Source organism: Streptomyces sp. Tu6071 (assembly GCF_000213055.1).
GTDB classification, from domain to species: Bacteria; Actinomycetota; Actinomycetes; order Streptomycetales; family Streptomycetaceae; genus Streptomyces; species Streptomyces evansiae.
Genome location: NZ_CM001165.1, coordinates 3084812 through 3109243 on the forward strand (window position 1 = coordinate 3084812; position 24432 = coordinate 3109243).

General features: G+C 71.9%; 20 protein-coding genes. 3 read left to right on the forward strand and 17 right to left on the reverse strand.

Annotation, left to right across the window (positions count from 1 at the left end; all coding sequences use genetic code 11):
• Positions 1-156: 156 nt before the first annotated feature.
• On the reverse strand, positions 157-1104 hold the full coding sequence (locus STTU_RS12620; protein WP_007823305.1) for a helix-turn-helix transcriptional regulator: 948 nt from the start codon (positions 1102-1104) through the stop codon (positions 157-159).
• 80 nt (positions 1105-1184) lie between these two features.
• Between STTU_RS12620 and STTU_RS12625 the strand changes: the two genes are divergently transcribed.
• On the forward strand, positions 1185-1604 hold the full coding sequence (locus STTU_RS12625; protein WP_234019222.1) for a hypothetical protein: 420 nt from the start codon (positions 1185-1187) through the stop codon (positions 1602-1604).
• A 139-nt stretch (positions 1605-1743) separates the two neighbouring features.
• Positions 1744-2442, forward strand: a complete 699-nt coding sequence (locus tag STTU_RS12630) for an alpha/beta fold hydrolase (protein WP_007823307.1) — start codon at positions 1744-1746, stop codon at positions 2440-2442.
• A gap of 193 nt (positions 2443-2635) precedes the next feature.
• Here STTU_RS12630 and recQ read toward each other — a convergent pair whose 3' ends face one another.
• The 16 genes from recQ to STTU_RS12710 form a co-directional block, all read right to left on the reverse strand.
• Positions 2636-4627, reverse strand: coding sequence for a DNA helicase RecQ (recQ, locus tag STTU_RS12635; RefSeq protein WP_007823308.1), 1992 nt, complete (start codon positions 4625-4627; stop codon positions 2636-2638).
• Positions 4628-4848: 221 nt separating this feature from the next.
• Positions 4849-6513, reverse strand: coding sequence for an NADH-quinone oxidoreductase subunit NuoN (gene nuoN, locus STTU_RS12640; protein ID WP_043255012.1), 1665 nt, complete (start codon positions 6511-6513; stop codon positions 4849-4851).
• On the reverse strand, positions 6510-8081 hold the full coding sequence (locus tag STTU_RS12645; RefSeq protein WP_007823315.1) for an NADH-quinone oxidoreductase subunit M: 1572 nt from the start codon (positions 8079-8081) through the stop codon (positions 6510-6512). Before STTU_RS12645 ends, nuoN begins: the two co-directional genes overlap by 4 nt.
• Before the next feature lies 1 nt (position 8082).
• Entirely contained in the window at positions 8083-9984 is a 1902-nt protein-coding gene (gene nuoL, locus STTU_RS12650) for an NADH-quinone oxidoreductase subunit L (protein WP_007823316.1), read from the reverse strand.
• Positions 9985-9997: 13 nt separating this feature from the next.
• Positions 9998-10297 (reverse strand): NADH-quinone oxidoreductase subunit NuoK, encoded by a 300-nt coding sequence (nuoK, locus tag STTU_RS12655; protein ID WP_009068017.1) that lies wholly within the window; start codon positions 10295-10297, stop codon positions 9998-10000.
• Positions 10294-11208, reverse strand: a complete 915-nt coding sequence (locus STTU_RS12660) for an NADH-quinone oxidoreductase subunit J (RefSeq protein ID WP_009068016.1) — start codon at positions 11206-11208, stop codon at positions 10294-10296. The genes nuoK and STTU_RS12660 overlap by 4 nt, the downstream gene beginning before the upstream one ends.
• On the reverse strand, positions 11205-11966 hold the full coding sequence (nuoI, locus tag STTU_RS12665; RefSeq protein ID WP_078489972.1) for an NADH-quinone oxidoreductase subunit NuoI: 762 nt from the start codon (positions 11964-11966) through the stop codon (positions 11205-11207). Before nuoI ends, STTU_RS12660 begins: the two co-directional genes overlap by 4 nt.
• On the reverse strand, positions 11959-13353 hold the full coding sequence (gene nuoH, locus STTU_RS12670; protein WP_007823325.1) for an NADH-quinone oxidoreductase subunit NuoH: 1395 nt from the start codon (positions 13351-13353) through the stop codon (positions 11959-11961). Before nuoH ends, nuoI begins: the two co-directional genes overlap by 8 nt.
• An 88-nt stretch (positions 13354-13441) precedes the next feature.
• Positions 13442-15958: an NADH-quinone oxidoreductase subunit G gene (locus STTU_RS12675; protein WP_043255015.1), complete on the reverse strand. Its 2517-nt coding sequence runs from the start codon at positions 15956-15958 to the stop codon at positions 13442-13444.
• Positions 15955-17346, reverse strand: coding sequence for an NADH-quinone oxidoreductase subunit NuoF (gene nuoF / locus STTU_RS12680; RefSeq protein WP_007823328.1), 1392 nt, complete (start codon positions 17344-17346; stop codon positions 15955-15957). Before nuoF ends, STTU_RS12675 begins: the two co-directional genes overlap by 4 nt.
• Complete coding sequence (nuoE, locus tag STTU_RS12685) at positions 17346-18185, reverse strand: NADH-quinone oxidoreductase subunit NuoE (RefSeq protein ID WP_007823330.1); 840 nt, start codon at positions 18183-18185, stop codon at positions 17346-17348. Before nuoE ends, nuoF begins: the two co-directional genes overlap by 1 nt.
• A 17-nt stretch (positions 18186-18202) precedes the next feature.
• The gene (locus STTU_RS12690) at positions 18203-19531 is read right to left on the reverse strand and encodes an NADH-quinone oxidoreductase subunit D (RefSeq protein ID WP_043255017.1); all 1329 of its coding nucleotides are present in this window, start codon (positions 19529-19531) and stop codon (positions 18203-18205) included.
• Complete coding sequence (locus STTU_RS12695; protein ID WP_037933036.1) at positions 19528-20346, reverse strand: NADH-quinone oxidoreductase subunit C; 819 nt, start codon at positions 20344-20346, stop codon at positions 19528-19530. The genes STTU_RS12690 and STTU_RS12695 overlap by 4 nt, the downstream gene beginning before the upstream one ends.
• The gene (locus STTU_RS12700; RefSeq protein ID WP_007823336.1) at positions 20343-20897 is read right to left on the reverse strand and encodes a NuoB/complex I 20 kDa subunit family protein; all 555 of its coding nucleotides are present in this window, start codon (positions 20895-20897) and stop codon (positions 20343-20345) included. The genes STTU_RS12695 and STTU_RS12700 overlap by 4 nt, the downstream gene beginning before the upstream one ends.
• Before the next feature lie 36 nt (positions 20898-20933).
• Positions 20934-21293 carry an NADH-quinone oxidoreductase subunit A gene (locus tag STTU_RS12705; RefSeq protein WP_007383963.1) on the reverse strand — a complete coding sequence of 120 codons (360 nt, stop codon included), beginning with the start codon at positions 21291-21293 and terminating at the stop codon, positions 20934-20936.
• A 691-nt stretch (positions 21294-21984) separates the two neighbouring features.
• Positions 21985-22974 carry a GlxA family transcriptional regulator gene (locus tag STTU_RS12710; RefSeq protein ID WP_086021139.1) on the reverse strand — a complete coding sequence of 330 codons (990 nt, stop codon included), beginning with the start codon at positions 22972-22974 and terminating at the stop codon, positions 21985-21987.
• A 70-nt stretch (positions 22975-23044) separates the two neighbouring features.
• Between STTU_RS12710 and STTU_RS12715 the strand changes: the two genes are divergently transcribed.
• A complete protein-coding gene (locus STTU_RS12715; RefSeq protein WP_043255018.1) occupies positions 23045-24007 on the forward strand; it encodes an NADP-dependent oxidoreductase in 963 nt (320 codons plus the stop codon).
• Positions 24008-24432 lie beyond the last annotated feature (425 nt).

The following is a 24432-nucleotide window of genomic DNA, read 5'->3' on the forward strand; positions in this document are numbered from 1 at the left end:
CGCTCATCCTCGCGACGCGTTCTTCGCCCTTCCGGGTGACGGCCGCAAGGGCCCGTACCTCCCGGGTCGTCACCCTTCCTCGCGGCGCTCGCGCGGCCGGAGAACGCCGCGCGAGCGCGAGGACCGGCGCATGCCGAAGGGGCGTGCCCCGGCGGGCTACGCCACCTCGACCGCCCTCGCGAAGCGCTCGGCGAGGGCCGCGACCTCCGCGCGCAGCTCCTCGCCGCCCTCGACCCGGAAGCCGAACGGCACCCGGGCGAGCCATTCGCCCGCGTACATGGCGGGGTTGCGCGTGCTGCCGACGAGGACGCAGGAGGCGTCGTCGAGCGCTTCGAGCCGGCCCATGTGCGGCCGGAGCCAGGGCGCGACGTCGGCGAGCGGCGCGTGGAAGACGACGCGTGTGCCGAACTCCCAGCCCAGGCCGAGGTGTTCCTCCAGAGCGGCGACCGGGTCGAGGTCCGGGGGCGGGGTGAAGCGCCGGTCCAGCGCGCGAACGGCGCGGATGCGGTCGACGCGGTACGTCCGGACGGCGGCGGCCCGGTGCGAGTGGCACAGGAGGTACCAGCGGCCCTGGCGGACGACGAGCGCCCAGGGATCGACCTCGGCCTCGGCGTCGTCGCGGTAGCCGAGCGCGACCCGGCGGCGGGCCGCGACGGCCCCGGCGAGCTCGGCGGTCAGGACGGGATCGGGACGGGTCACGTACGGGTCCGGCGCGGCCGCCGCGTACGCGCCGAGCAGCGCGGCCTGCCGCCCCACCTCCGCCGGGAGCGCCCGCACGACCTTCCCGAGCGCCGTCCCGACCAGCTCGGGCCGCCCGCCGAGCACCGCCATCACGAGCCCGAGCGCCTCCTCCTGCGTGAACCGCACGGGCGGGAGCCGCGCCCCCCGTCCCAGCCGGTACCCGCCCCCCGGCCCCGGCACGGACTCCACGGGCACCCCCGCCTCGCGCAGCATCCCCACGTACCGGCGCACGGCCCGCTCCGTCACCCCGAGCCGCCCCGCCAGCTCCCCCGCCCCGAGACCGGGCCGCTCCCACAGCAGGTCGAGCGTGCGGAGGGCGCGGGCGGTGGGGGTGAGGTCGGGAGAGGGCGGGCCGGGGAGCATGGGAGGAGAGTAGGGGAGGCGCGGCCCCAGGGTCGCCCGGACGGGCGGTCCGCGAAAGGACGCCGGGGAGGGGATACGTGATGCGGGAGCGCGACACGCGGAGTGCGGAGGCACCGGCGGACAACTCGCGGACAGGGGCGGAGGTCCCAACGGCTGCGGGAGCTGCGGCGGACAACTCGTCGGCGGGGGCCGGGCTTTCGGCGGCACTGGCGGTGGTCGGGGGTGAGCGGGACGGCCTGCTCGCGGACACCGGTGTCCACCTGTACGCGTCGCGGGACATCCCGGAACGCAACGCCACCTACGAAGTCGCCCGCTACGCGCCGGGGTTCCTCCTCGTCGGCGACGACAGCGGCGGTCTCGGCTTCCTCGTCCGGGCCGACGACCCGGCGTCTCCCGTCTTCTCCTCGGACCTGGGCGACCTGGACCCGGCGGGCTTCCTCCCCGTGGCCGCGGACCTGTCGTCATGGGCCGGGGCCCTCGACTCGGCGCGGACGGAGTGAGCGACCAGAACCGGGGGCCGGGCGACGGGGGGCGGAAGGTGTGCGGACCGTCCCGGAAACGCGGCGCCGAATCGTCCGGATCTCCTTCTACGGTGGGGCTGTCGGCCGCTCGGACCGGCGGCTCGGAAGGGGAATGGGCATGGACGTGGTGCTTGTCGGTGGGCTGTGGCTCGACGGTTCGGCGTGGGAGCGGGTGGTGCCCGAGCTGGCGGCGCTCGGGCACCGGCCGGTGCCCGTGACGTTGCCGGGGCAGGGGGACGGCAACGGCGCGGCCACGCTCGACGACCAGCTCGACGCCGTACTCGCCGCCGTGGACGCGGCGCCGGGGAAGGTCCTCGTCGTGGGGCACTCCGCCGCCTGCGGGCTGGCCTGGCTCGCGGCCGACCGGCGGCCCGAACGGGTCGCGAAACTCGCGCTGATCGGCGGGATGCCGGCCGCGGACGGAAAGCCGTACGCGGACTTCTTCGAGGTACGGGACGGAGCGATGCCCTTTCCCGGCTGGGAGCCCTTCGCCGGGCCGGAGTCCGACGACCTCGGCGAGGAAGGCCGCCGCGCCTTCGCCGCCGCGGCGGTCCCCGTCCCCGAGGGCGTCGCCCGCGGCACGATCCGCCTCACCGACGCCCGCCGCTACGACGTCCCCGTACTCGTGGTGTGCCCCGAGTTCTCCCCGGAGCAGGCCCGCGAGTGGATCGCGGGAGGCGCCATCCCCGAACTCCCCCTCGCCAAACACCTCGACTACGCCGACATCGACTCGGGCCACTGGCCCATGCTCACCGCGCCGACCCCCCTGGCCCACATCCTGGCGGAAGCGGCGGACACCGCGGACACGGCGGCCTGACGGGGGCGAGGGCGGGCGCAGGCGCCTGCCCTCGGACCAGGCTGCGGGCTGCCGGACGCGCCGGAGGGCTGCCGGACGGGCAGCCGGGGCGCGAGGCCGGGGCCATCAAGGGGACAGGCGGGCGGGACCGGACGGGGGTAGGTCCCGCCCGTCTCCCCGTCCCCCCGCCCCGATTACCGCTGCCGGACGCCCCTCACCCCTCCCTCGCCGCCTTCAGCGCCGCCACGACCCCTTCTCCGTACGTCGCCCGCTTCTTCTCGCCCACGCCGCTCACCCCGGTCAGGCCCTCGACCGAGTCGGGGCGGGCCGCGACGATGGCGCGGAGGGTCGCGTCGGTGAAGACGATGTAGGCCGGGACCGCCTGTTCGCGGGCCTGTTCGGCACGCCAGGCGCGCAGCGCCTCGAAGAGCGGGACATCGGCCTCCGGGAGGTCCACGGGCGGCTTCTTCGCGCCGCCGCGACCCGAGGAGCCCGAGCCGCCGGAGGCGCGCGGCGCCTTCTTCGGCTCCTTGCGCAGCATCACCTGCCGCTCGCCGCGCAGCACCGCGCCCGCCTCCTCCGTGACGGACAGCGTGTTGTACTCGCCGCCCACCTCCAGGAGCCGCTGCGCGAGCAACTGCCGGATGACGCCGCGCCATTCGGTCTCGCTCAGGTCCTCGCCGACCCCGAAGACCGAGAGCTGGTCGTGGTCGAAGCGGATGACCTTCGCGGTGCGCCTGCCGAGCAGGATGTCGATGATCTGGCCCGTGCCGAAGCTCTGCCCGCGCTCGCGGCGCAGGCGGATCACGGTGGACAGGGCCTTCTGCGCGGGCACGGTGCCGTCGAAGGCGTCGGGGCTGCCGTGGAGGCAGTTGTCGCAGTTCCCGCACTTCTCGCCGGTCTGCTCCTGCCCGAAGTAGGCGAGGAGCTGGGCGCGCCGGCAGTCCACCGTCTCGCAGAGCGCGAGCATCGCGTCGAGGTGCGCGCCCGCGCGGCGGCGGAACGCCTCGTCGCCCTCGCCGCCCTGGAGCATCTTGCGCTGCTGTACGACGTCCTGGATGCCGTACGCGAGCCACGCCGTCGACGGCTGCCCGTCGCGGCCCGCGCGGCCCGTCTCCTGGTAGTAGCCCTCGACCGACTTCGGCAGGTCCAGGTGGGCCACGAAGCGGACGTCGGGCTTGTCGATCCCCATGCCGAAGGCGATCGTCGCGACGACGACGAGCCCGTCCTCGCGCAGGAACCGGGACTGGTGCAGCGCGCGCGTCCGGCCGTCGAGCCCCGCGTGGTACGGGACGGCCTTGACGCCGTTGTCGTTGAGGAAGGCCGCGACGCGCTCGACGCTGTTGCGCGAGAGGCAGTACACGATGCCCGCGTCCCCCGGGTGCTCCTCGGTGAGGAAGCGGAGGAGCTGGCGGTTCGGGTTGTCCTTCGCCACGATCCGGTACTGGATGTTCGGGCGGTCGAAGCTCGCCTCGAAGTGCTTGGCCCCGTCCATGCCGAGCCGCTCGGTGATCTCCTTGTGCGTCGCCCGCGTCGCCGTCGCCGTCAGCGCGATGCGCGGCACGTCGGGCCAGCGCTCGCCGAGCACCGACAGGTTCAGGTAGTCCGGGCGGAAGTCGTGGCCCCACTGGGCGACGCAGTGCGCCTCGTCGATGGCGAAGAGGGAGACGGTGCCGCGCGCGAGGAGGTCGAGCGTCGCGGGGACGCGGAGGCGCTCGGGGGCGAGGTAGAGGAGGTCCAGCTCGCCCGCGAGGAACTCCGCCTCGACGGTGCGGCGCTCGTCGAGGTCGAGCGTGGAGTTGATGAAGCCCGCGCGGACGCCGAGCGCGCGCAGCGCGTCCACCTGGTCCTGCATGAGCGCGATGAGCGGGGAGACCACGACGCCCGTGCCGGGGCGGGCCAGGGCCGGGATCTGGTAGCAGAGGGACTTGCCACCGCCGGTCGGCATGAGGACGACCGCGTCGCCGCCGGAGACGACCTGTTCGATGATCGCCTGCTGCTCGCCGCGGAAGGAGTCGTACCCGAAGACGCGCTTGAGGATCTCGGCGGGCTCCCCCTGCGCCTCGCGCGCGGCGCCGCCGGAGGGGCGCGCGGCCGGGACCGCGTCCTCCTCGAAGCTCTCCGGGGCGTTGTCCCAGCCGCCCCAGAGGTCGGGGTCGTCCGTCAAGGCGTCGTCCTGCTCGGTCACACCGTTCGCCTCGTCCATCGCTCGTGTCCCCGTCGTGCCGTCCGTACCTGTCCCAGCAACCATAGGCAGATCGGCCGACATGGTGCGGAGAGTTATCCACAGGTGACTCTTCGCGGTAGGACAAACGGGTCCGGGGCTGCGCCCCGGACCCGCCTCGTGGGGCTTCGCCCCCACACCCAGCTCCTCAATCTCCCCCAGCCTTCGGCCGGGAGGTGCCCCCAGAGGGGCTGAATCCGTTGTCACCTCACAAATACGCCCGCCGACCCCGCCAGGTCCAGGAAGTACTGCGGCGCCACCCCCAGCACCACCGTCACCACGACGCCCAGCGCGATCGCCGTCGTCGTCAGCACCGAGGGGACCGCGACCGCCGGGCCGTCCGCCTTCGGCTCGCTGAAGAACATCAGGACGATGACGCGGATGTAGAAGAACGCCGCGATCGCCGAGGAGAGCACGCCGACGATCACCAGCGGGATCGCGCCGCCCTCGGCCGCCGCCTTGAACACCGCGAACTTGCCGGCGAAGCCGCTGGTCAGCGGGATGCCCGCGAAGGCGAGGAGGAAGATCCCGAAGACCGCGGCCACGAGCGGGGACCTGCGGCCGAGGCCCGCCCACTTCGACAGGTGCGTGGCCTCGCCGCCCGCGTCCCGCACCAGCGTGACCACGGCGAAGGCGCCGATCGTCACGAAGGAGTAGCCGCCCAGGTAGAAGAGGACGGAGGAGACGCCGTCAGGGTTCGTCGCGATGACGCCCGCGAGGATGAAGCCCGCGTGCGCGATGGACGAGTACGCGAGGAGCCGCTTGATGTCGGTCTGCGTGATCGCGATGATCGCGCCGCCCAGCATCGTGACGATCGCGACGCCCCACATCACCGGGCGCCAGTCCCAGCGCAGGCCCGGCAGGACCACGTACAGGAGCCGGAGCAGGGCCCCGAAGGCCGCGACCTTCGTCGCCGCCGCCATGAACCCGGTGACCGGGGTCGGGGCGCCCTGGTAGACGTCCGGGGTCCACATGTGGAAGGGGACGGCGCCGACCTTGAAGAGCAGGCCCATCACGATGAGCGCGCCGCCGATGAGGAGCAGCGCGTCGTTGCCCATCGTGTCGGCGAGCGCCGGGTTGATGGAGGTGAGGTCGCCCTCGACGACGCGCGCGATGACCCCGTACGACATCGAGCCCGCGTACCCGTACAGGAGCGCGATGCCGAAGAGGAGGAACGCGGAGGAGAAGGCGCCGAGGAGGAAGTACTTGACCGCCGCCTCCTGCGAGAGCAGCCGCTTGCGGCGCGCGAGGGCGCACAGCAGGTAGAGCGGCAGCGACAGGACCTCCAGGGCCACGAAGAGGGTCAGGAGGTCGTTCGCGGCCGGGAAGACGAGCATCCCGGCGAGCGCGAAGAGGGAGAGCGGGAAGACCTCCGTCGTCGTGAACCCGGCCTTCACAGCGGCCTGTTCGGACTCAGAGCCGGGTACGGCGGCGGGCTGGGCCGCGAAGGAGTCGACGGGCCTGCCGTGCGTCTCCGGGTCGAGCTTGTGCTCGGCGAAGGTGAAGACGGCGACGAGCCCGACGAGCAGGATCGTGCCCTGGAGGAAGAGCGCCGGCCCGTCGACGGCGAGCGCGCCCATCGCCGCGATGTGCGCCTTGGTCGTCCCGTACCCCTGCGCCGCGAGGACGACGACGGCGGCGAAGGCTCCCGCCAATGCCAGTACGGAGAGCAGGAGTTGGGTCGTGCGCCGGGCGCGGCGCGGGACGAACGCCTCGACGAGGATGCCGAGGATCGCCGCGCCGAGCACGACGAGCACGGGTGAGATCTGCGCGTACTCGATGTGCGGCGTGCTGATCTTGTCGATCGGCCCTGCCGCGCTCGTCCACGCTCCGGTTGTCCACAGGCTGTGGACGGCCGTGGCTGTCATTTCCCTGCCTCCACGTGCGGTTGCGGGTCCTTCTCGTGTACGTCGGACATCGTCTGCTTGACCGCCGGGTTGATCACGTCGGTGACCGGCTTCGGGTAGACGCCGAGGACGACGAGCAGCACGATCAGCGGTACGGCGACGACGAGTTCACGGGCGCGCAGGTCGCCCATCGCGGAGACCTCGGGCTTGACCGGGCCCGTCATCGTGCGCTGGTAGAGCACGAGGACGTACAGCGCGGCGAGGACGATGCCGACCGTCGCGACGATGCCGAGCGCCTTGTGGCGTTCGAAGGTGCCGACGAGGACGAGGAACTCGCTGACGAACGGGGCGAGTCCGGGCAGCGAGAGCGTCGCGAGCCCGCCGATGAGGAACGTCCCCGCGAGGACCGGGGCGACCTTCTGCACTCCCCCGTAGTCGGCGATGAGCCGCGAACCGCGCCGCGAGATGAGGAACCCGGCGACGAGCATCAACGCGGCTGTCGAAATACCGTGGTTGACCATGTAGAGCGTCGCGCCGGACTGGCCCTGCGAGGTCATCGCGAAGATGCCCAGGATGATGAAGCCGAAGTGCGACAGCGAGGCGTACGCGATGAGGCGCTTGATGTCGCGCTGGCCGACCGCGAGCAGCGCCCCGTACAGGATGCTGATGACGGCCAGGACGAGGATCACGGGCGTCGCCCACTTGCTGGCCTCGGGGAAGAGCTGGAGGCAGAAGCGGAGCATCGCGAAGGTGCCGACCTTGTCGACCACCGCCGTGATGAGGACGGCGACCGGCGTGGACGCCTCGCCCATCGCGTTCGGCAGCCACGTGTGGACGGGCCACAGCGGGGCCTTGACCGCGAAGGCGAAGAAGAAGCCGAGGAAGAGCCACCGCTCCGTCGAGGTCGCCATCGAGAGCGAGCCGTCCGCGCGCGCGTCCAGGATCCCGGTGAGCGAGAACGTGTGCGTGACGGTGTAGAGGCCGATCACCGCGGCGAGCATGACGAGGCCGCCCGCGAGGTTGTACAGGAGAAACTTCACCGCCGCGTAGGAGCGTTGGGTCGCCTCCTCCTGCGCGTCGCGACCGCTCGCGCGGTCCCCGAAGCCCCCGATGAGGAAGTACATCGGGATGAGCATCGCTTCGAAGAAGAGGTAGAAGAGGAAGACGTCGGTGGCCTCGAAGGAGAGCACCACCATCGCCTCGACGAGGAGGATCAGCGCGAAGAAGCCCTGAGTGGGGCGCCAGCGGCGGCTGTTGGTCTCCAGGCCGTCCGGCTCGTGCCAGCCGGCGAGCATGACGAACGGGATGAGCAGCGCGGTGAGCGCGATCAGGACCGTGCCGATGCCGTCGACGCCGAGTTCGTAGCGGACCCCGAAGTCGGCGATCCAGGCGTGGGACTCGGTGAGCTGGTACCGGCCGCCGTCCGGGTCGAAGCGGACGAGCACGGCGATCGCGAGGGCGAGTGTGGCGAGCGAGAAGAGCAGCGCGAGCCACTTCGCCGCCGTGCGCCGGGCGGCCGGGACCGCGGCGGTGAGCACGGCGCCCACCGCGGGGACGGCGGCCGTCATGGTCAGCAGGGGGAAGGACATGTCACACCGCCCTCATGAGTAGGGTCGCGGCGATCAGCACCGCCGTACCTCCGAACATCGAGAACGCGTAACTGCGGACCTTGCCGTTCTGCACCCGGCGCAGCCTGCCCGAGAGCCCGCCGAAGGCGGCGGCGGTGCCGTTGACGACCCCGTCCACGAGGGAGTGGTCGACGTAGACGAGCGAGCGGGTGAGGTGCTCGCCGCCCGAGACGAGGACGACGTGGTTGAAGTCGTCCTGGAGCAGGTCGCGGCGGGCCGCCCGGGTGAGGAGCGAGCCGCGCGGCACGGCGGCGGGGACCGGGCGCCTGCCGTACTGGAGCCAGGCGACGCCGACGCCGACGAGGAGCAGGACGATCGTGGCCGCCGTGACCGTGGTCGCGGAGACGGGCGAGTCGCCGTGGCTGTGGTGCGTGACCGGTTCGAGCCAGTGCAGGAAGCGGTCGCCGACACCGAAGATGCCGCCCGCGAAGACCGAGCCGAAGGCGAGGACGATCATCGGGATCGTCATGGACTTCGGGGACTCGTGCGGGTGGGGCAACGCGCCGTTCTCGTCGGGCTTCCAGCGCTTCTCGCCGAAGAAGGTCATGAGCATCACGCGCGTCATGTAGTACGCGGTGATCGCGGCGCCGAGCAGGGTCACGGCGCCGAGGATCCAGCCCTCGGTGCCGCCCTTCGCGAACGCCGCCTCGATGATCTTGTCCTTCGAGAAGAAGCCGGACAGGCCGGGGAAGCCGATGATCGCGAGGTAGCCGAGGCCGAAGGTCACGAAGGTGACCGGCATCTTCCGCCAGAGCCCGCCGTAGTGGCGCATGTTGACCTCGTCGTTCATGCCGTGCATGACCGACCCGGCGCCGAGGAAGAGCCCGGCCTTGAAGAAGCCGTGCGTCACGAGGTGCATGATCGCGAAGACGTAGCCGATCGGGCCGAGCCCGGCGGCGAGGACCATGTACCCGATCTGCGACATCGTCGAGCCCGCGAGGGCCTTCTTGATGTCGTCCTTCGCGCAACCGACGATCGCCCCGAACAGGAGCGTGACGGCGCCGACGATCACGACGACGAGCTGCGCGTCCGGTGCCGCGTCGAAGATGTTCGCCGAGCGCACGATGAGGTACACGCCCGCGGTCACCATCGTCGCCGCGTGGATGAGCGCGGAGACCGGGGTCGGGCCCTCCATCGCGTCGCCCAGCCAGGACTGGAGCGGCACCTGGGCCGACTTGCCGCAGGCGGCGAGGAGCAGCATGAGCGCGATGCCGTTGAGCGTCCCCTGGCCGACCCCGGAGTCCCCGGCCTTCGAGAAGACCTCGTCGAAGGAGAAGCCGCCGAAGGTCGTGAACATCAGCATGATGGCGACGGAGAGGCCGATGTCGCCGACGCGGTTGACGAGGAAGGCTTTCTTCGCCGCCGTCGCCGCGCTCGGCCGGTCCTGCCAGAAGCCGATGAGCAGGTACGAGGCGAGCCCCACGCCCTCCCAGCCCGCGTACAGAAGAAGGTAGTTGTCCGCGAGGACGAGCAGGAGCATCGCCGCGAGGAACAGGTTGAGGTAGCCGAAGAAGCGGCGGCGGCGCGGGTCGTGCGCCATGTAGCCGATCGAGTAGACGTGGATGAGCGTGCCCACGCCGGTGATCAGGAGCACGAAGGTCATCGACAACTGGTCGAGACCGAAGGCCACGTCCGCCTGGAACCTCTCCACCGGCACCCATGTGAACAGGTGTTGGTGCAGGCCCCGTTGCTCGGCGTCCTTGCCGAGCATGTCGACGAAGAGGACGGCGCCGATCACGAAGGAGGCGAGGGCCAGGGCCGTGCCGAGCAGGTGCCCGGCCCGGTCGAGGAGACGGCCGCCGCACAGCAGCACGACCGCTCCGAGCAAGGGCGCCGCGATGAGCAGCGCGATCAGGTTGTTCACTGTCAACGACCCCTCAGAGCTTCATCAGGTCGGCGTCGTCGACCGAGGCGGAGTGCCGGGCCCGGAAGACCGACACGATGATCGCGAGCCCCACCACGACCTCGGCGGCGGCGACGACCATCGTGAAGAACGCGATGATCTGCCCGTCGAGATTGCCGTGCATGCGGGAGAAGACGACGAACGCCAGGTTGCACGCGTTGAGCATCAGCTCGACGCACATGAACACGACGATCGCGTTGCGGCGGATCAGGACGCCGGTGGCGCCGATGGTGAAGAGGATCGCCGCGAGATACAGGTAGTAGACCGGGTTCACTTCGTCCGCTCCTCCTCACGCGTACCGGTACGGGCCGCGCCGCCGGAACGGGACGCGCCGCCCGGCGACGCACCCGGCCCGCCCTCGCGCCCCAGCCGCTCCGTCGAGCGCTGCTCCAGCGCCTTCAGGTCGGCCAGTGCCTCGCTCGACACGTCCCTGATCTGGCCCCGCTGCCGCAGCGTCGGGTTCACCGTCAGCTCGGACGGGGTGCCGTCGGGAAGCAGCCCGGGGACGTCCACCGCGTTGTGCCGGGCGTAGACGCCGGGCGCGGGCAGCGGCGGGAGGTGCTTGCCCTCGCGGACCCGCTTCTCGGCCATCTCGCGCTGGTTCAGCGCGCGTTCGGTGCGCTCGCGGTGCGTGAGCACCATCGCGCCGACCGTCGCGGTGATGAGCAGCGCGCCGGTGATCTCGAAGGCGAAGACGTACGTCGTGAAGATCTCGCGCGCGAGCCCCTGCACGTTCCCGCCCGCGTTGGCGCGCCCGGTGCCCTGGAACTGGCTGACCGAGGCGTTGCCGATGCCGCCGACGAGGAGCGCGCCGAAGCCGAGGAAGCACAGCACGGCGAGCCAGCGCTGTCCCTTGATCGTCTCCTTGAGCGAGTCGGCGGCGGTGACGCCGACGAGCATCACGACGAAGAGGAAGAGCATCATGACGGCGCCGGTGTAGACGACGATCTGCACGATGCCGAGGAAATACGCGCCGTTGGCGAGGTAGAAGACCGCGAGGACGATCATCGTGCCCGCGAGGCACAGCGCGCTGTGCACGGCCTTCGGCATGAGCACCGTGCACAGGGCGCCGATGACGGCGACGACGCCGAGAATCCAGAACTGGACGGCCTCGCCGGTCGAGGTGTGGTACGCGGCCAGCGACTCCAGCTGGCCGCTCGCGACAAGCCCGTTGAGGCCGCTCATTCCGCCGCCCCCCGGTCCATCGGGGTCGCCTCGTGCGGGGCGCCCGAGGAGACCGCCGCCGCCGTGTGCTCGACGGTGACCGGCTCCTCGTCCGTCTTCTCGCCCTTGGACGTGGCGACCTGGCGCTCGGTCCCGGGCGCGGCCTCGGTGACGAGACCCCGGTAGTAGTCGCCCTCGTCCATGCCGGGGAAGATCGCGTGCGGCGAGTCGACCATGCCCTCGGTGAGCCCGGCGAGAAGCTGGTCCTTGGTGTAGATCAGGTTCTCGCGCGTGGAGTCGGCGAGTTCGAACTCGCTCGTCATCGTGAGCGCCCGGGTCGGGCACGCCTCGATGCACAGGCCGCACAGGATGCAGCGCGCGTAGTTGATCTGGTAGACGCGGCCGTAGCGCTCGCCCGGCGAGTACCGCTCCTGCTCGGTGTTGTCGGCGCCCTCGACGTAGATCGCGTCGGCGGGACAGGCCCAGGCGCACAGCTCGCAGCCGACGCACTTCTCCAGGCCGTCCGGGTGCCGGTTGAGCTGGTGGCGGCCGTGGAACCGGGGGGCCGTGACCTTGGGCTGCTCCGGGTACTGCTCGGTGAGCCGCTTCTTGAACATGGCCTTGAAGGTCACGCCGAAGCCGGCCACCGGGTTCTGGAAGCCCGGGGCGACCGGGTGCTCGCCGCCCGCCGGTGCCTCGCTCCGTGCGGGCTCCGCGCCCGCGCGGGGGGCGACTTCGCCGTCCCCGCCGCGGGAGAGCCGCTTCTTGCGCTCAGCCATCGGACTCCTCCTTTCCTTCGCCGTCCGTCTGCGGTCCGCCACTGCCGACCAGTTCCCGTTCCCCGCGCGGCTTCCGGCGCGGCACCGGGGGCAGGGTCTGCCCCGGCAGCGGGGGTACGGGGTAGCCGCCGGCCATCGGGTCGAAGGCGGCCCCGTCGGGCTCGGCCGGTTCGGGCTCGGGTGGTGGCGCGCCCCGGTCCCGGTACATGTCCACGAGGAAGGTCACGAGCAGGATCACGACGACGGCGGCCACGACCCACAGCAGGATCTGCGCGTAGTCGTAGTTCTCGTTGCGCAGGACCCGCACGGTGGCGACGAGCATGAGCCACACGACCGAGACGGGGATGAGCACCTTCCAGCCGAGCTTCATGAGCTGGTCGTACCTGACGCGGGGCAGCGAGCCGCGCAGCCAGATGAAGAAGAACAACAGGAGTTGCACCTTCACGACGAGCCAGAGCAGCGGCCACCAGCCGTGGTTGGCGCCCTCCCAGAAGGTGCTGATGGGCCAGGGCGCCCGCCAGCCGCCGAGGAAGAGCGTCGCGGCGACCGAGGAGACCGTCACCATGTTCACGTACTCGGCGAGCATGAACATCGCGAACTTGATGGACGAGTACTCGGTGTTGAAGCCGCCGACGAGGTCGCCCTCGGACTCCGGCATGTCGAAGGGCGCGCGGTTCGTCTCGCCGACCATCGTCACGATGTAGAGGAGGAAGGAGACGGGCAGCAGCACGATGTACCAGCGGCCGTTCTGCGCGTCCACGATCGCGGACGTCGACATCGACCCCGAGTAGAGGAACACCGAGGCGAAGGCGGCGCCCATCGCGATCTCGTAGGAGATCATCTGCGCGCAGGAGCGCAGCCCGCCGAGCAGCGGGTACGTGGAGCCGGACGACCAGCCCGCGAGGACGATGCCGTAGATGCCGACCGAGGCCGTCGCGAGGATGTAGAGCATCGCGATCGGGAGGTCGGTGAGCTGCATCGCGGTGCGGTGGCCGAAGACGGAGATCTCGTTGCCCGAGGGGCCGAAGGGGATGACCGCGATCGCCATGAAGGCGGGGATCGCGGCGACGACGGGGGCGAGGATGTAGACCGCCTTGTCGGCCCGCTTGACGAGCAGGTCCTCCTTCAGCATGAGCTTCACGCCGTCCGCGAGGGACTGGAGCATGCCCCAGGGCCCCGTGCGGTTCGGGCCGATGCGCAACTGCATCCACCCGACGACCTTCCGCTCCCAGACGATCGCGAAGAGCACCGAGATCATCAGGAAGGCGAAGCAGAAGACCGCCTTGACGACCACGAGCCACCACGGGTCGGTCCCGAAGAGGCTGAGGTCCTCGGCGGCGAGCGAGGTGAGGGGTACGGAGCCCGCCGCCCCGAGCGCGGCACTCATGCCGTCACCCCCTCGTCGGCTCGCGGTACCACGGGCACCTGACTCACGCGCGCACCTCCGGTGTGCTGACAGTTCACGAAGCGGCCGGTCACGACGTGGCCTCCGGCTCCGGTACGGGCCGTGCGGGCCCGATCCGTACGAGCGAGCCGACCGCGGCGCCCGTGTCGGCCGCCACGCCCTCGCCCACCGAGTTGAGCGGCAGCCACACCACCCGGTCGGGCATCGCCTCGGTCACGACGAGCGGCAGCGCCGTCGTCCCCGCGGGCCCCGAGACCTCCAGGACCTCGCCCTCGGCGACGCCCGCCTCGATCGCGGTCGCGGCCGAGAGCCGGGCGACGGCGGCGTGCCGCGTCGCGGCGAGCGCCTGGTCGCCCTCCTGGAGCCGCCCCCGGTCCAGGAGCAGCCGGTGCCCGGCGAGCACGGCCTCCCCGGCCGCGGGTCGCGGCTGCGGTACGGGGGTGCCGGTGGGCCGCGCGTCGAAGCGGGCCCTGGCCGGGATCTCGGCGGCGCCGAGCGCGTCGAGCTCGCGGCGCGCGGCGGCGAGGTCGGGCAGGCCGAGGTGGACGTCCATCGCGTCGGCGAGCATCTGGAGGGCGCGCGCGTCGGTCGGGGCGAGGCGCCTGGTCATCTGGTCGGGCTTGAGCGCGGCTTCGAACATCCGCGCCCTGCCCTCCCAGTTGAGGAAGGTGCCCGCCTTCTCGGCGACGGCGGCGACGGGGAGTACGACGTCCGCGCGGCGCGTCACGTCGCTCGGGCGCTGCTCCAGGCTCACGAGGAAGCCGACGCGGTCCAGCGCCTCTGCGGCCACCGCGGGCTCGGGCAGGTCGCCGAGTTCGACGCCCGCGACAAGCAGGGCGCCGATCTCGCCGTCCCTGGCCGCGCGCACGATCTGCGCGGTGTCGCGCCCGTACCGCGAGGGCAGTTCGGCGAGCCCCCACGTGCGCGCGACCTCGGAACGGGCGCGCGGGTCGGTCGCGGGGCGCCCGCCCGGGAGGACCGAGGGCAGCGCCCCGGCCTCCAGGGCGCCGCGCTCCCCCGCCCTGCGCGGAATCCACACGAGGTCGGCGCCGGTCGCGGTCGCGGTCCGTACGGCGGCGGTCAGCGCGCCGGGGACGGTCGCGAGGCGTTCGCCGACGACGATCACGGAGCCCTCGGCGCGCAGCGCTTCGAGCGCCTCGCGGCCGAGGTCCTCCAGCCCGACGCCGCCCGCGAGCGCGTCGAGCCACTCGGTCTCGGTGCCCGGCGCCGCGGGAAGGAGCGTGCCGCCCGCCTTGGTGAGGCCGCGGGTGGCGTGCGTCGCGAGCGAGAAGACGCGCTGGCCGTGCTTGCGCCAGGCCTTGCGAAGCCGCAGGAAGACCCCCGCGGCCTCCTCCTCGGCCTCGATCCCGGCGAGCAGCACGGCGGGCGCCTCTTCGAGGAGGCGGTACGTGACGCCCGTGCCGTCGAGGTCGGCGCCGCGCCCCGCGACGTGCGCGGCGAGGAAGTCGGCCTCCTCCGCGCTGTGCGCGCGGGCGCGGAAGTCGATGTCGTTGGTGCCGAGCGCGACGCGCGCGAACTTGCTGTACGCGTAGGCGTCCTCGACGGTGAGCCGGCCCCCGGTGAGGATTCCGGCCCGCCCCCGCGCGCCCGCGAGCCCGGCGGCGGCGGCTTCGAGGGCCTCCGGCCAGGAGACGACGCGCAGTTCACCGCTCTCCGCGTCGCGCACGAGCGGGTTGGTGAGGCGGTCGGTCTGCTGCGCGTACCGGAAGCCGAAGCGGCCCTTGTCGCACAGCCATTCCTCGTTGACCTCGGGGTCGTTCGCGGCGAGCCGCCGCATGACCTTGCCGCGCCGGTGGTCGGTGCGGGTCGCGCAGCCGCCCGCGCAGTGCTCGCACACGCTCGGGCTCGACGTGAGGTCGAAGGGCCGCGAGCGGAAGCGGTACGCGGCCGAGGTGAGCGCGCCGACCGGGCAGATCTGGATGGTGTTGCCGGAGAAGTACGACTCGAAGGGGTCGCCGTCGCCGGTGCCGACCTGCTGGAGCGCCCCGCGCTCGATCAGCTCGATCATCGGGTCCCCGGCGATCTGGTTCGAGAACCGCGTGCACCGCGCGCACAGCACGCACCGCTCGCGGTCCAGGAGGACCTGCGCGGAGATCGGAACGGGCTTCTCGTACGTGCGCTTCTTGCCCTCGAAGCGGGATTCCGCGTTGCCGTGCGAGAGCGCCTGGTTCTGGAGCGGGCACTCGCCGCCCTTGTCGCACACGGGGCAGTCGAGGGGGTGGTTGATCAGGAGCAGTTCCATCACGCCGTGCTGCGCCTTGGTGGCGACGGGCGAGGTGAGCTGCGTCTTGACGACCATCCCCTCGGTGCACGTGATGGTGCACGAGGCCATCGGCTTGCGCTGGCCCTCCACTTCCACGATGCACTGGCGGCAGGCCCCGGCGGGGTCGAGCAGCGGGTGGTCGCAGAAGCGGGGGATCTCGATGCCGAGTTCCTCGGCGGCGCGGATCACGAGGGTGCCCTTGGGCACGGAGATCTCGGCGCCGTCGATGGTCAGGGTGACCAGGTCCTCGGGCGGGGGCGCGGCGGGGGCACCCGAAGCGGGCGCGCCTGTCGTCACGGTCATGCGGTCACCTCCAGGTGCGTGTCACGCTTGTCCGCCCAGAGCGTGGACTTGGCGGGGTCGAAGGGGCAGCCCTTGCCGTCGAGGTGGGCCTCGTACTCCTCGCGGAAGTACTTGAGCGAGGACGCGATCGGCGAGGCGGCGCCGTCGCCGAGGGCGCAGAAGGACTTGCCGTTGATGTTGTCGGCGATGTCGAGGAGCTTGTCGAGGTCGTCGGCGCGGCCCTTGCCCGCCTCGATGTCGCGGAGCAACTGCACGAGCCAGTAGGTGCCTTCGCGGCAGGGGGTGCACTTTCCGCAGGACTCGTGCGCGTAGAACTCGGTCCAGCGCGTCACGGCGCGCACGACGCACGTCGTCTCGTCGAAGCACTGGAGCGCCTTGGTGCCGAGCATGGACCCGGCGGCGCCGACGCCCTCGTAGTCGAGGGGGACGTCGAGGTGCTCCTCGGTGAACATCGGCGTCGAACTGCCGCCAGGGGTCCAGAACTTGAGGCGGTGCCCGGGGCGCATCCCGCCACTGAGGTCGAGGAGTTGCCGCAGCGTGATGCCGAGCGGGGCCTCGTACTGGCCCGGACTGGCGACGTGCCCGCTGAGCGAGTACAGCGTGAAGCCGGGGGACTTCTCGCTGCCCATCGAGCGGAACCACTCCTTGCCCCGGTTCAGGATCGCGGGAACCGAGGCGATGGATTCGACGTTGTTCACGACAGTGGGGCAGGCGTACAGGCCCTCGACGGCCGGGAAGGGCGGCCGGAGCCGGGGCTGTCCGCGCCTGCCTTCGAGGGAGTCGAGGAGCGCGGTCTCCTCGCCGCAGATGTACGCGCCCGCGCCCGCGTGCACGGTCAGCTCCAGGTCGATGCCGCTGCCGAGGATGTTCTCGCCGAGGTACCCGGCGGCGTACGCCTCGCGCACGGCCTCGTGCAGGCGGCGCAGCACGGGGACGACTTCACCGCGGAGGTAGATGAAGGCGTGCGAGGAGCGGATGGCGTAGCACGCGATGACGATGCCCTCGATGAGGGCGTGCGGATTGGCGAAGAGGAGCGGGATGTCCTTGCACGTCCCGGGCTCCGACTCGTCCGCGTTGACGACGAGGTAGTGCGGCTTTCCGTCGCCCTGCGGGATGAACTGCCACTTCATCCCGGTCGGGAACCCGGCGCCGCCCCTGCCCCGCAGGCCCGCGTCCTTGACGTAGGCGATGAGGTCGTCCGGGCTCATCGCGAGCGCCTTCTTGAGGCCCTCGTACCCGTCGTCGCAGCGGCGGTACGTGTCGAGCGTCCACGACTCGGGCTGATCCCAGGAGGCGGAGAGGACGGGGGCGAGGAAGTCGCCGGGGCCGGCGCTCCCCTTGCTCCCCGCGTCGCCCGCGTTCCCCGCGTCTTCGGCTGCCACGGTCATCACTCCCCCTCCTCTGCGGTGGGTCCCGCCGGGTGGGCGGGATCGGACGCCGAGGTCTCCTGCGGCGCGTCGTGCGAACTGGGGTGGGCGCTCGGCGACTGGCCGCCGGTGCCGTGCGCGGGCGCGTCGTCCTCGGGCTCCCCGCTCACCGGGCGGGGGTGGACGACGCGCGGCTGCGGGTTCTCGCCCTTGGCGTACCGCAGCCCGACGAGCGAGGCGGCTCCCGCGCCGCCGCTCGCGGCGACCGCGCCCTCGCGCTGGTCGGGGAAGCCGGCGAGGATGCGCGCGGTCTCCTTGAAGGTGCACAGCGGCGCGCCCCGGGTCGGCTCGACCTCGCGCCCGGCGCGCAGGTCGTCGACGAGCCGGACGGCCGACTCGGGTGTCTGGTTGTCGAAGAACTCCCAGTTCACCATCACGACGGGCGCGAAGTCGCAGGCCGCGTTGCACTCGATGTGCTCCAGCGTGACCTTGCCGTCCTCGGTCGTCTCGTCGTTGCCGACGGCCAGGTGCTCCTGGAGCGTCTCGAAGATCGCGTCGCCGCCCATCACCGCGCACAGCGTGTTGGTGCAGACCCCGACCTGGTAGTCGCCCGAGGGCTTGCGCCGGTACATCGTGTAGAAGGTCGCGACCGCGTTCACCTCGGCGGTGGTGAGCCCCAACTGCTGTGCGCAGAAGGCCATTCCGGTCCGCGTGACGTGTCCTTCCTCGGACTGCACGAGGTGGAGCAGCGGCAGCAACGCCGAACGGGCCCCCGGGTAGCGGGAGATGATCTCGGCCGCGTCCGCCTCCAGGCGCGCGCGGACCTCGGGCGGGTAGTCGGGCGCGGGGAGCTGCGGCATCCCCAGACTGACGTCGGTCACCGGTCGACTCCTCCCATCACGGGGTCGATGGAGGCGACGGCCACGATGACGTCGGCGACCTGGCCGCCCTCGCACATCGCTGCCATGGCCTGAAGGTTGGTGAAGGACGGGTCGCGGAAGTGGACCCGGAAGGGGCGGGTGCCGCCGTCCGACACGACGTGCGCGCCGAGTTCGCCCTTCGCGGACTCGACGGCCGCGTAAGCCTGTCCGGGCGGGACCCGGAAGCCCTCGGTGACGAGCTTGAAGTGGTGGATCAGGGCCTCCATGGAGGTGCCCATGATCTCCCTGATGTGGTCGAGCGAGTTGCCGATCCCGTCGGGCCCCTGGGCGAGCTGGGCGGGCCAGGCGATCTTCTTGTCCGCGACCATGACCGGGCCGGGCTGCCGCAGGCGCTCCGCGCACTGCTCGATGATGCGCAGCGACTCGCGCATCTCGGCCATGCGGATGAGGAAGCGCCCGTAGGAGTCGCAGCCGTCGTCGGTCGGGATGTCGAAGTCGTACGTCTCGTAGCCGCAGTACGGCTGCGCCTTGCGCAGGTCGTGCGGGAGCCCGGCCGAGCGCAGGATGGGGCCGGTCGCGCCGAGGGCCATGCAGCCGGTGAGGTCGAGGTGGCCGACATCCTTCATGCGGGCCCGGAAGATCGGGTTCCCGGTGGCGAGCTTGTCGTACTCGGTGAGGTTGTGCCGCATCGTTTTCACGAACTCGGCGAGCGCGTCGAGCGAGCCGGGCGGGAGGTCCTGCGCGAGCCCGCCGGGGCGGACGAACGCGTGGTTCATGCGCAGGCCGGTGAACAACTCGAAGAGGTCGAGGCACAGTTCGCGGTCGCGGAAGCCGTAGATCATGATCGTCGTGGAGCCCAGCTCCATGCCGCCCGTCGCGATGGCGACGAGGTGCGAGGAGATGCGGTTCAGCTCCATGAGCAGGACGCGGACGATGTTCGCGCGGTCCGGTACGTCGTCCTCGATGCCGAGCAGGCGCTCGACGCCGAGGCAGTACGCGGTCTCGTTGAAGAACGGCGTGAGGTAGTCCATCCGCGTCACGAACGTCGTGCCCTGGGTCCAGGTGCGGAACTCCAGGTTCTTCTCGATGCCCGTGTGCAGATAGCCGATGCCGCAGCGGGCCTCGGTGACGGTCTCGCCGTCGATCTCCAGGATGAGCCGCAACACCCCGTGCGTGGAGGGGTGCTGGGGGCCCATGTTGACGATGATGCGCTCGTCGTCGGCCTTGGCCGCAGCCTCGACGACCTCGTCCCAGTCGCCGCCGGTGACGGTGTAGACCGTCCCCTCGGTGGTCCTGCGGGACCCCGGCGTGGTGGTGCTGCTCATGTGTACGACCTCCGCTGGTCGGGAGCCGGGATCTGGGCGCCCTTGTACTCCACGGGGATGCCGCCCAGGGGGTAGTCCTTGCGCTGCGGGAAGCCCTGCCAGTCGTCGGGCATCATGATCCGCGTGAGGGCCGGGTGGCCGTCGAAGATCAGCCCGAAGAAGTCGTAGGTCTCGCGCTCGTGCCAGTCGTTGGTCGGGTAGAGCGCGACGAGCGAGGGCAGGTGCCGGTCCGCGTCGGGCACGCTCACCTCGACGCGGATGAGCCGGTTGTGGGTGATCGAGCGCAGGTGGTAGACGGCGTGCAGCTCCCGTCCCTTGTCGCCCGGGTAGTGCACCCCGCTCACCCCGGTGCACAGCTCGAAGCGGAGCGCCGGGTCGTCGCGCAGCGTCCGCGCGACCTGGACGAGGTGCTCGCGCTCGACGTGGAAGGTCAGCTCGCCGCGGTCGACGACCGTCTTCCACAGCGCGTTCTCGGGGACCAGGCCCTGTTCCTCCAGGGCGCCTTCCAGCTCGTCGGCGACCTCGTCGAACCAGCCGCCGTACGGGCGGCTCGAAGCCCCCGGCAGCCGCACGGTGCGCACCAGCCCGCCGTACCCGCTCGTGTCACCGCCCGGCGAGCCGCCGAACATCCCCCGGCGGACCGCGATGACCTCGTCGGCCCGCGCCCGGGGCGCGGGCAACTGCCCCTCGGCGCCGGGGCTGTCGGGCCCGGCCCCGGCGGGTACGTCCTCGGGAGCGGGCGCGCTCGCGGGGGCCGGGTCGGCGGGGGCGGGGCTCGCTCCCGTACCGGCGTCCTCGGGCGTACGGTCGCTCATCGCAGCAGCCCCTTCATCTCGATGAGGGGCAGCGCCTTGAGCGCGGCCTCCTCGGCCTCGCGGGCCGCTTCTTCCGCGTTCACGCCGAGCTTGGTGCCCTGCACCTTCTGGTGCAGCTTGAGGATCGCGTCGATCAGCATCTCGGGGCGGGGCGGGCAGCCGGGCAGGTAGATGTCGACCGGAACGACGTGGTCCACGCCCTGCACGATCGCGTAGTTGTTGAACATGCCGCCCGAGGAGGCGCACACGCCCATGGAGATGACCCACTTGGGGTTCGGCATCTGGTCGTAGACCTGCCGCAGGACGGGCGCCATCTTCTGGCTCACCCGGCCCGCGACGATCATCAGGTCCGCCTGCCGGGGCGAGCCCCGGAAGACCTCCATGCCGAAGCGCGCGAGGTCGTAGCGGCCCGCGCCCGTCGTCATCATCTCGATGGCGCAGCACGCGAGCCCGAACGTCGCGGGGAACATGGACGACTTGCGCACCCAGCCCGCGGCCTGTTCGACGGTGGTGAGCAGAAATCCGCTCGGAAGTTTCTCTTCGAGTCCCATTGATGGCCCCTTAGACCGTGTCGTCCCCTGCGGGTCTCAGTCCCATTCCAGGCCGCCGCGCCGCCATACGTACGCATAGGCGACGAAGACGGTGAGCACGAAGAGCAGCATCTCCACGAGCCCGAAAACGCCCAGGGCGTCGAAGGTCACGGCCCAGGGGTAGAGAAAGACGATCTCGATGTCGAAGACGATGAAGAGCATCGCCGTCAGGTAGTACTTGATGGGGAATCGCCCGCCGCCGGCCGGCGTGGGGGTGGGTTCGATTCCGCATTCATAGGCTTCGAGCTTCGCCCTGTTGTAACGCTTTGGACCGATAAGCGTGGCCATGACCACGGAGAAGATCGCAAAGCCTGCCCCGAGGGCTCCCAGTACGAGGATGGGCGCATAAGCGTTCACCGCTCCTCGCTCCTCTCAGTCGGCACTGACTGCGTACACGGGTCCCCCCGGGCCGCCGCTGTGCCGCCCGGGGCCGCCGGGCCTGCTCCCCACCCGCTCTTCTCCGTGTCCCGATGACGAAGATCGCGAATATGTGAGGCAGTTCACAAGCCTGACTGCCCCGCATCCTATGCCCGCCTCTCTGTGATCTGCGACACGGGGTACACCCCCGCGTTTGTGATCTACGCCACCTGACGGCTGATCATGAGCGCGCATATGCCCGGACTTTCGTACAGCGCGCGGCGGAATGATCACTTCCGGTGAGGCGTGCGGACGGTTTCCGCAGGTGGGGAGGGTTCGCCTTATCAAGAGGATGTAGGCTCAAGCAAATTGGCGCTGGACTCGATCTCTTGATATAGGAACCGTCGCCGCCAAGAGCCCGAAAAGTCCCCACAACACCGCACTTGCCCGGGGGAATTCGCCTTCCCCTCCTCCGTCCCCCTTTCCCCACCCGTTTCCGCTCCTCCGAACGGCCGCCGCGCGTGCACGCGTTCACGAAGGGGGAATCACCCGCGCCGGGGAGCGGGTGGGGCCGTTCGGGGAACCCCGGCCCCCGCCGACCACCCGCCGACCATCCGCCGCCGCCGCGCGGACCCTCCACCGCCGCCCCCGCGTTGCGCCCGCCCCCGCCCCCTCCCGCGCCTCCCGGGGCCTAGGCCCCCGCCGCGCGGAACGTCCGCCGGTACGTCGAGGGCGTGACGCCCGAGTCCGCCGCCAGGTGGCGCCGCAGCGACGTCGCCGTGGCGAAACCGACCTCGTGCGCGACGCGTTCCACCGGGAGATCGCTCGATTCGAGCAGATGGCGCGCGCGGCGCAGCCGCTGCTGGGTGAGCCAGCGCCCCGGGCTCAGGCCCGTCTCCTCCTGGAAGCGCCGCGCGAAGGTACGGGCGCTCATCGCCGCGTGGGCGGCCAGCTCGTCCAGCGGCAGCGCCCGGTCGAGCCGTCCGAGCGCCCAGTCCCGCGTCGGCCCCGTACCGGCCTCGCTCGCCGGGGGCAGCGGGCGCTCCACGTACTGCGCCTGGCCGCCGTCCCGGTAGGGCGGCACGACGCAGCAGCGGGCGACCTGGTTCGCGACCTCGGTGCCGTGGTCCCGCCGCACCAGGTGCAGGCACACGTCCACGCCGCTCGCCGCGCCCGCCGAGGTCAGCACGTCGCCGTGGTCGACGAAGAGCACGTTCGGGTCGAACTCGACCCGGGGGAAGAGCCGCTGGAAGTGCTCGGTGAGCGCCCAGTGCGTCGTGGCGCGGCGCCCGTCCAGGAGCCCGGCCGCCGCCAGCAGGAAGGCCCCCGTGCAGATGGACACGAGCCGCGTCCCGGGCCGCACGCGGGCGAGCGCGGCGAGCGCCGCCGGGTCGGGGTCCGCCCCGACGGCGGAGAGCGCGTGCGGCGGGATGATCACCGTGTCCGCCCCGGCGAGGGCCTCCGGGCCGTGCCCGGGGGTGACGGTGAGGTCCGCGTCGGTCCGTACGGGCCCGCCGTCCACGCTCGCCGAGAGCACCTCGTACCGGCCGCCCGCCGAGCCCAGGACCCGGTGCGGGATGCCGAGCTCGAAGGGGTAGACGCCGTCGAGCGCGAGCACGACGACCTTGTGGGCGCCGGGGCGGGGCGCCGGGTTCAGCCGGAGGTCCGGGTCACAAGACATGGCACGAATGTATCGGGGGATGACGTTCCTGCCATGGCCCCGCCCCCGCCCGTACCGCCAGGATCGGGGCATGACGACCACGGACGCCCCGGGGAGCACCACGATGCTCGCCCTGCACCAGACCGCCCTCGGCACCCCCGACGTGCTCCGCCTCACCGAAGTCCCGCGCCCCGTCCCGGGACCCGGGCAGCTCCTCGTCGCCGTGCGCGCGGCCGGGCTCAACCCCACGGACTTCAAGCACCGCTCGCAGCGCCTCTTCCTGCCGCCCCCGCCCTTCACCCTCGGCTGGGACGTCTCGGGGACGGTCGTCGCGACCGGCTACGGCGTGACCCTCTTCCGCCCCGGCGACGACGTGTTCGGGATGCTCCCCTATCCCCACGGCGCCGGTTCCCACGCCGAGTACGTGACCGGCCCCGCGCGCGCCTTCGCCGCGAAGCCCGCCGGGATCGACCACGTCCAGGCGGCGGCGCTGCCGCTCGCCGCGCTCACCGCCTGGCAAGCCCTCGTCGACACCGCCGCCCTCCGCGCCGGGCAGCGGGTCCTCGTCCACGCGGCGGCCGGTGGCGTCGGGCACCTCGCCGTCCAACTCGCCAAGGAGCGCGGCGCGCACGTCACCGGGACCGCGAGCGCACCCAAGCACGACTTCCTGCGCGCGCTCGGCGCCGACGCCTGCGTCGACTACCGCACGGAGGACTTCACCGCCGCGGAGGAGCCCTACGACGTCGTGCTCGACCCGATCGGCGGCGAGACGGCGACGCGCTCCGCAGGCGTGCTGCGGCCCGGGGGCGTGCTCGTCTCCCTCGTGCCGGGCGCGCCGGACACCCCTGCCGCCGCGGAGAAGGCGGGGGTCCGCGCCGTCACGCTGCTCGTCGAGCACGACCACGCGGGGATGCGCGCGCTCGCCGGGCTCGCGGCGGACGGCCGTCTGCGCGCCCACGTCTCCGGCACCTTCCCGCTCGCCGAGGGCGCCCGCGCGCACGCCCAGGGGGAGACGGGCCGCACGACGGGCAAGCTCGTCCTGACCGTGGGGTGAGAGGGGGGACGCGAGGCGGCGGACTCGTCGGCGGACGCCCCCTCACGGACGGGCGGCCTCCCCGGCGGACGCCGTCTCGCCGGTGGGTGGCTCCGTCGGCGGACGCCGTCCCGCCGACCGGCGGTCCTTCGGCCGCCCCCGTCTCGCGGACGCGCAGCCCGCCTACACCGTTCCGTGACCTGCGCCACTCCCGCCCCGTGACCTGGGACGCGGGGCTTGGCCACGAAGCGGGACCGATGGTAGGCGCGGGGCAATTGGGACGTATCGCGGAAACAGCGGGATCACGGCCATGATCACCACAGACAGGGCCTGCCCCTTTCGCCCCCTATGGGCGATCAGACCGAAAACCCTCCCGCACCTTTCGCCCGTTTTGCGGTCAACAGTGGCGCATCCCACGTTTGTTGAACCTGTGGGCGGCCTCTTGA

What these genes read in the sequence shown, in the direction of transcription:
- STTU_RS12620 (WP_007823305.1), bottom strand. Translation starts at nt 1,104, where the DNA reads ATGCTCCCCGGCCCGCCCTCTCCCGACCTCACCCCCACCGCCCGCGCC.
- STTU_RS12625 (WP_234019222.1), top strand. Translation starts at nt 1,185, where the DNA reads ATGCGGGAGCGCGACACGCGGAGTGCGGAGGCACCGGCGGACAACTCG.
- STTU_RS12630 (WP_007823307.1), top strand. Translation starts at nt 1,744, where the DNA reads ATGGACGTGGTGCTTGTCGGTGGGCTGTGGCTCGACGGTTCGGCGTGG.
- recQ (WP_007823308.1), bottom strand. Translation starts at nt 4,627, where the DNA reads ATGGACGAGGCGAACGGTGTGACCGAGCAGGACGACGCCTTGACGGAC.
- nuoN (WP_043255012.1), bottom strand. Translation starts at nt 6,513, where the DNA reads ATGACAGCCACGGCCGTCCACAGCCTGTGGACAACCGGAGCGTGGACG.
- STTU_RS12645 (WP_007823315.1), bottom strand. Translation starts at nt 8,081, where the DNA reads ATGTCCTTCCCCCTGCTGACCATGACGGCCGCCGTCCCCGCGGTGGGC.
- STTU_RS12660 (WP_009068016.1), bottom strand. Translation starts at nt 11,208, where the DNA reads ATGAGCGGCCTCAACGGGCTTGTCGCGAGCGGCCAGCTGGAGTCGCTG.
- nuoI (WP_078489972.1), bottom strand. Translation starts at nt 11,966, where the DNA reads ATGGCTGAGCGCAAGAAGCGGCTCTCCCGCGGCGGGGACGGCGAAGTC.
- nuoH (WP_007823325.1), bottom strand. Translation starts at nt 13,353, where the DNA reads ATGAGTGCCGCGCTCGGGGCGGCGGGCTCCGTACCCCTCACCTCGCTC.
- STTU_RS12675 (WP_043255015.1), bottom strand. Translation starts at nt 15,958, where the DNA reads ATGACCGTGACGACAGGCGCGCCCGCTTCGGGTGCCCCCGCCGCGCCC.
- nuoF (WP_007823328.1), bottom strand. Translation starts at nt 17,346, where the DNA reads ATGACCGTGGCAGCCGAAGACGCGGGGAACGCGGGCGACGCGGGGAGC.
- nuoE (WP_007823330.1), bottom strand. Translation starts at nt 18,185, where the DNA reads ATGCCGCAGCTCCCCGCGCCCGACTACCCGCCCGAGGTCCGCGCGCGC.
- STTU_RS12690 (WP_043255017.1), bottom strand. Translation starts at nt 19,531, where the DNA reads ATGAGCAGCACCACCACGCCGGGGTCCCGCAGGACCACCGAGGGGACG.
- STTU_RS12695 (WP_037933036.1), bottom strand. Translation starts at nt 20,346, where the DNA reads ATGAGCGACCGTACGCCCGAGGACGCCGGTACGGGAGCGAGCCCCGCC.
- STTU_RS12700 (WP_007823336.1), bottom strand. Translation starts at nt 20,897, where the DNA reads ATGGGACTCGAAGAGAAACTTCCGAGCGGATTTCTGCTCACCACCGTC.
- STTU_RS12710 (WP_086021139.1), bottom strand. Translation starts at nt 22,974, where the DNA reads ATGTCTTGTGACCCGGACCTCCGGCTGAACCCGGCGCCCCGCCCCGGC.
- STTU_RS12715 (WP_043255018.1), top strand. Translation starts at nt 23,045, where the DNA reads ATGACGACCACGGACGCCCCGGGGAGCACCACGATGCTCGCCCTGCAC.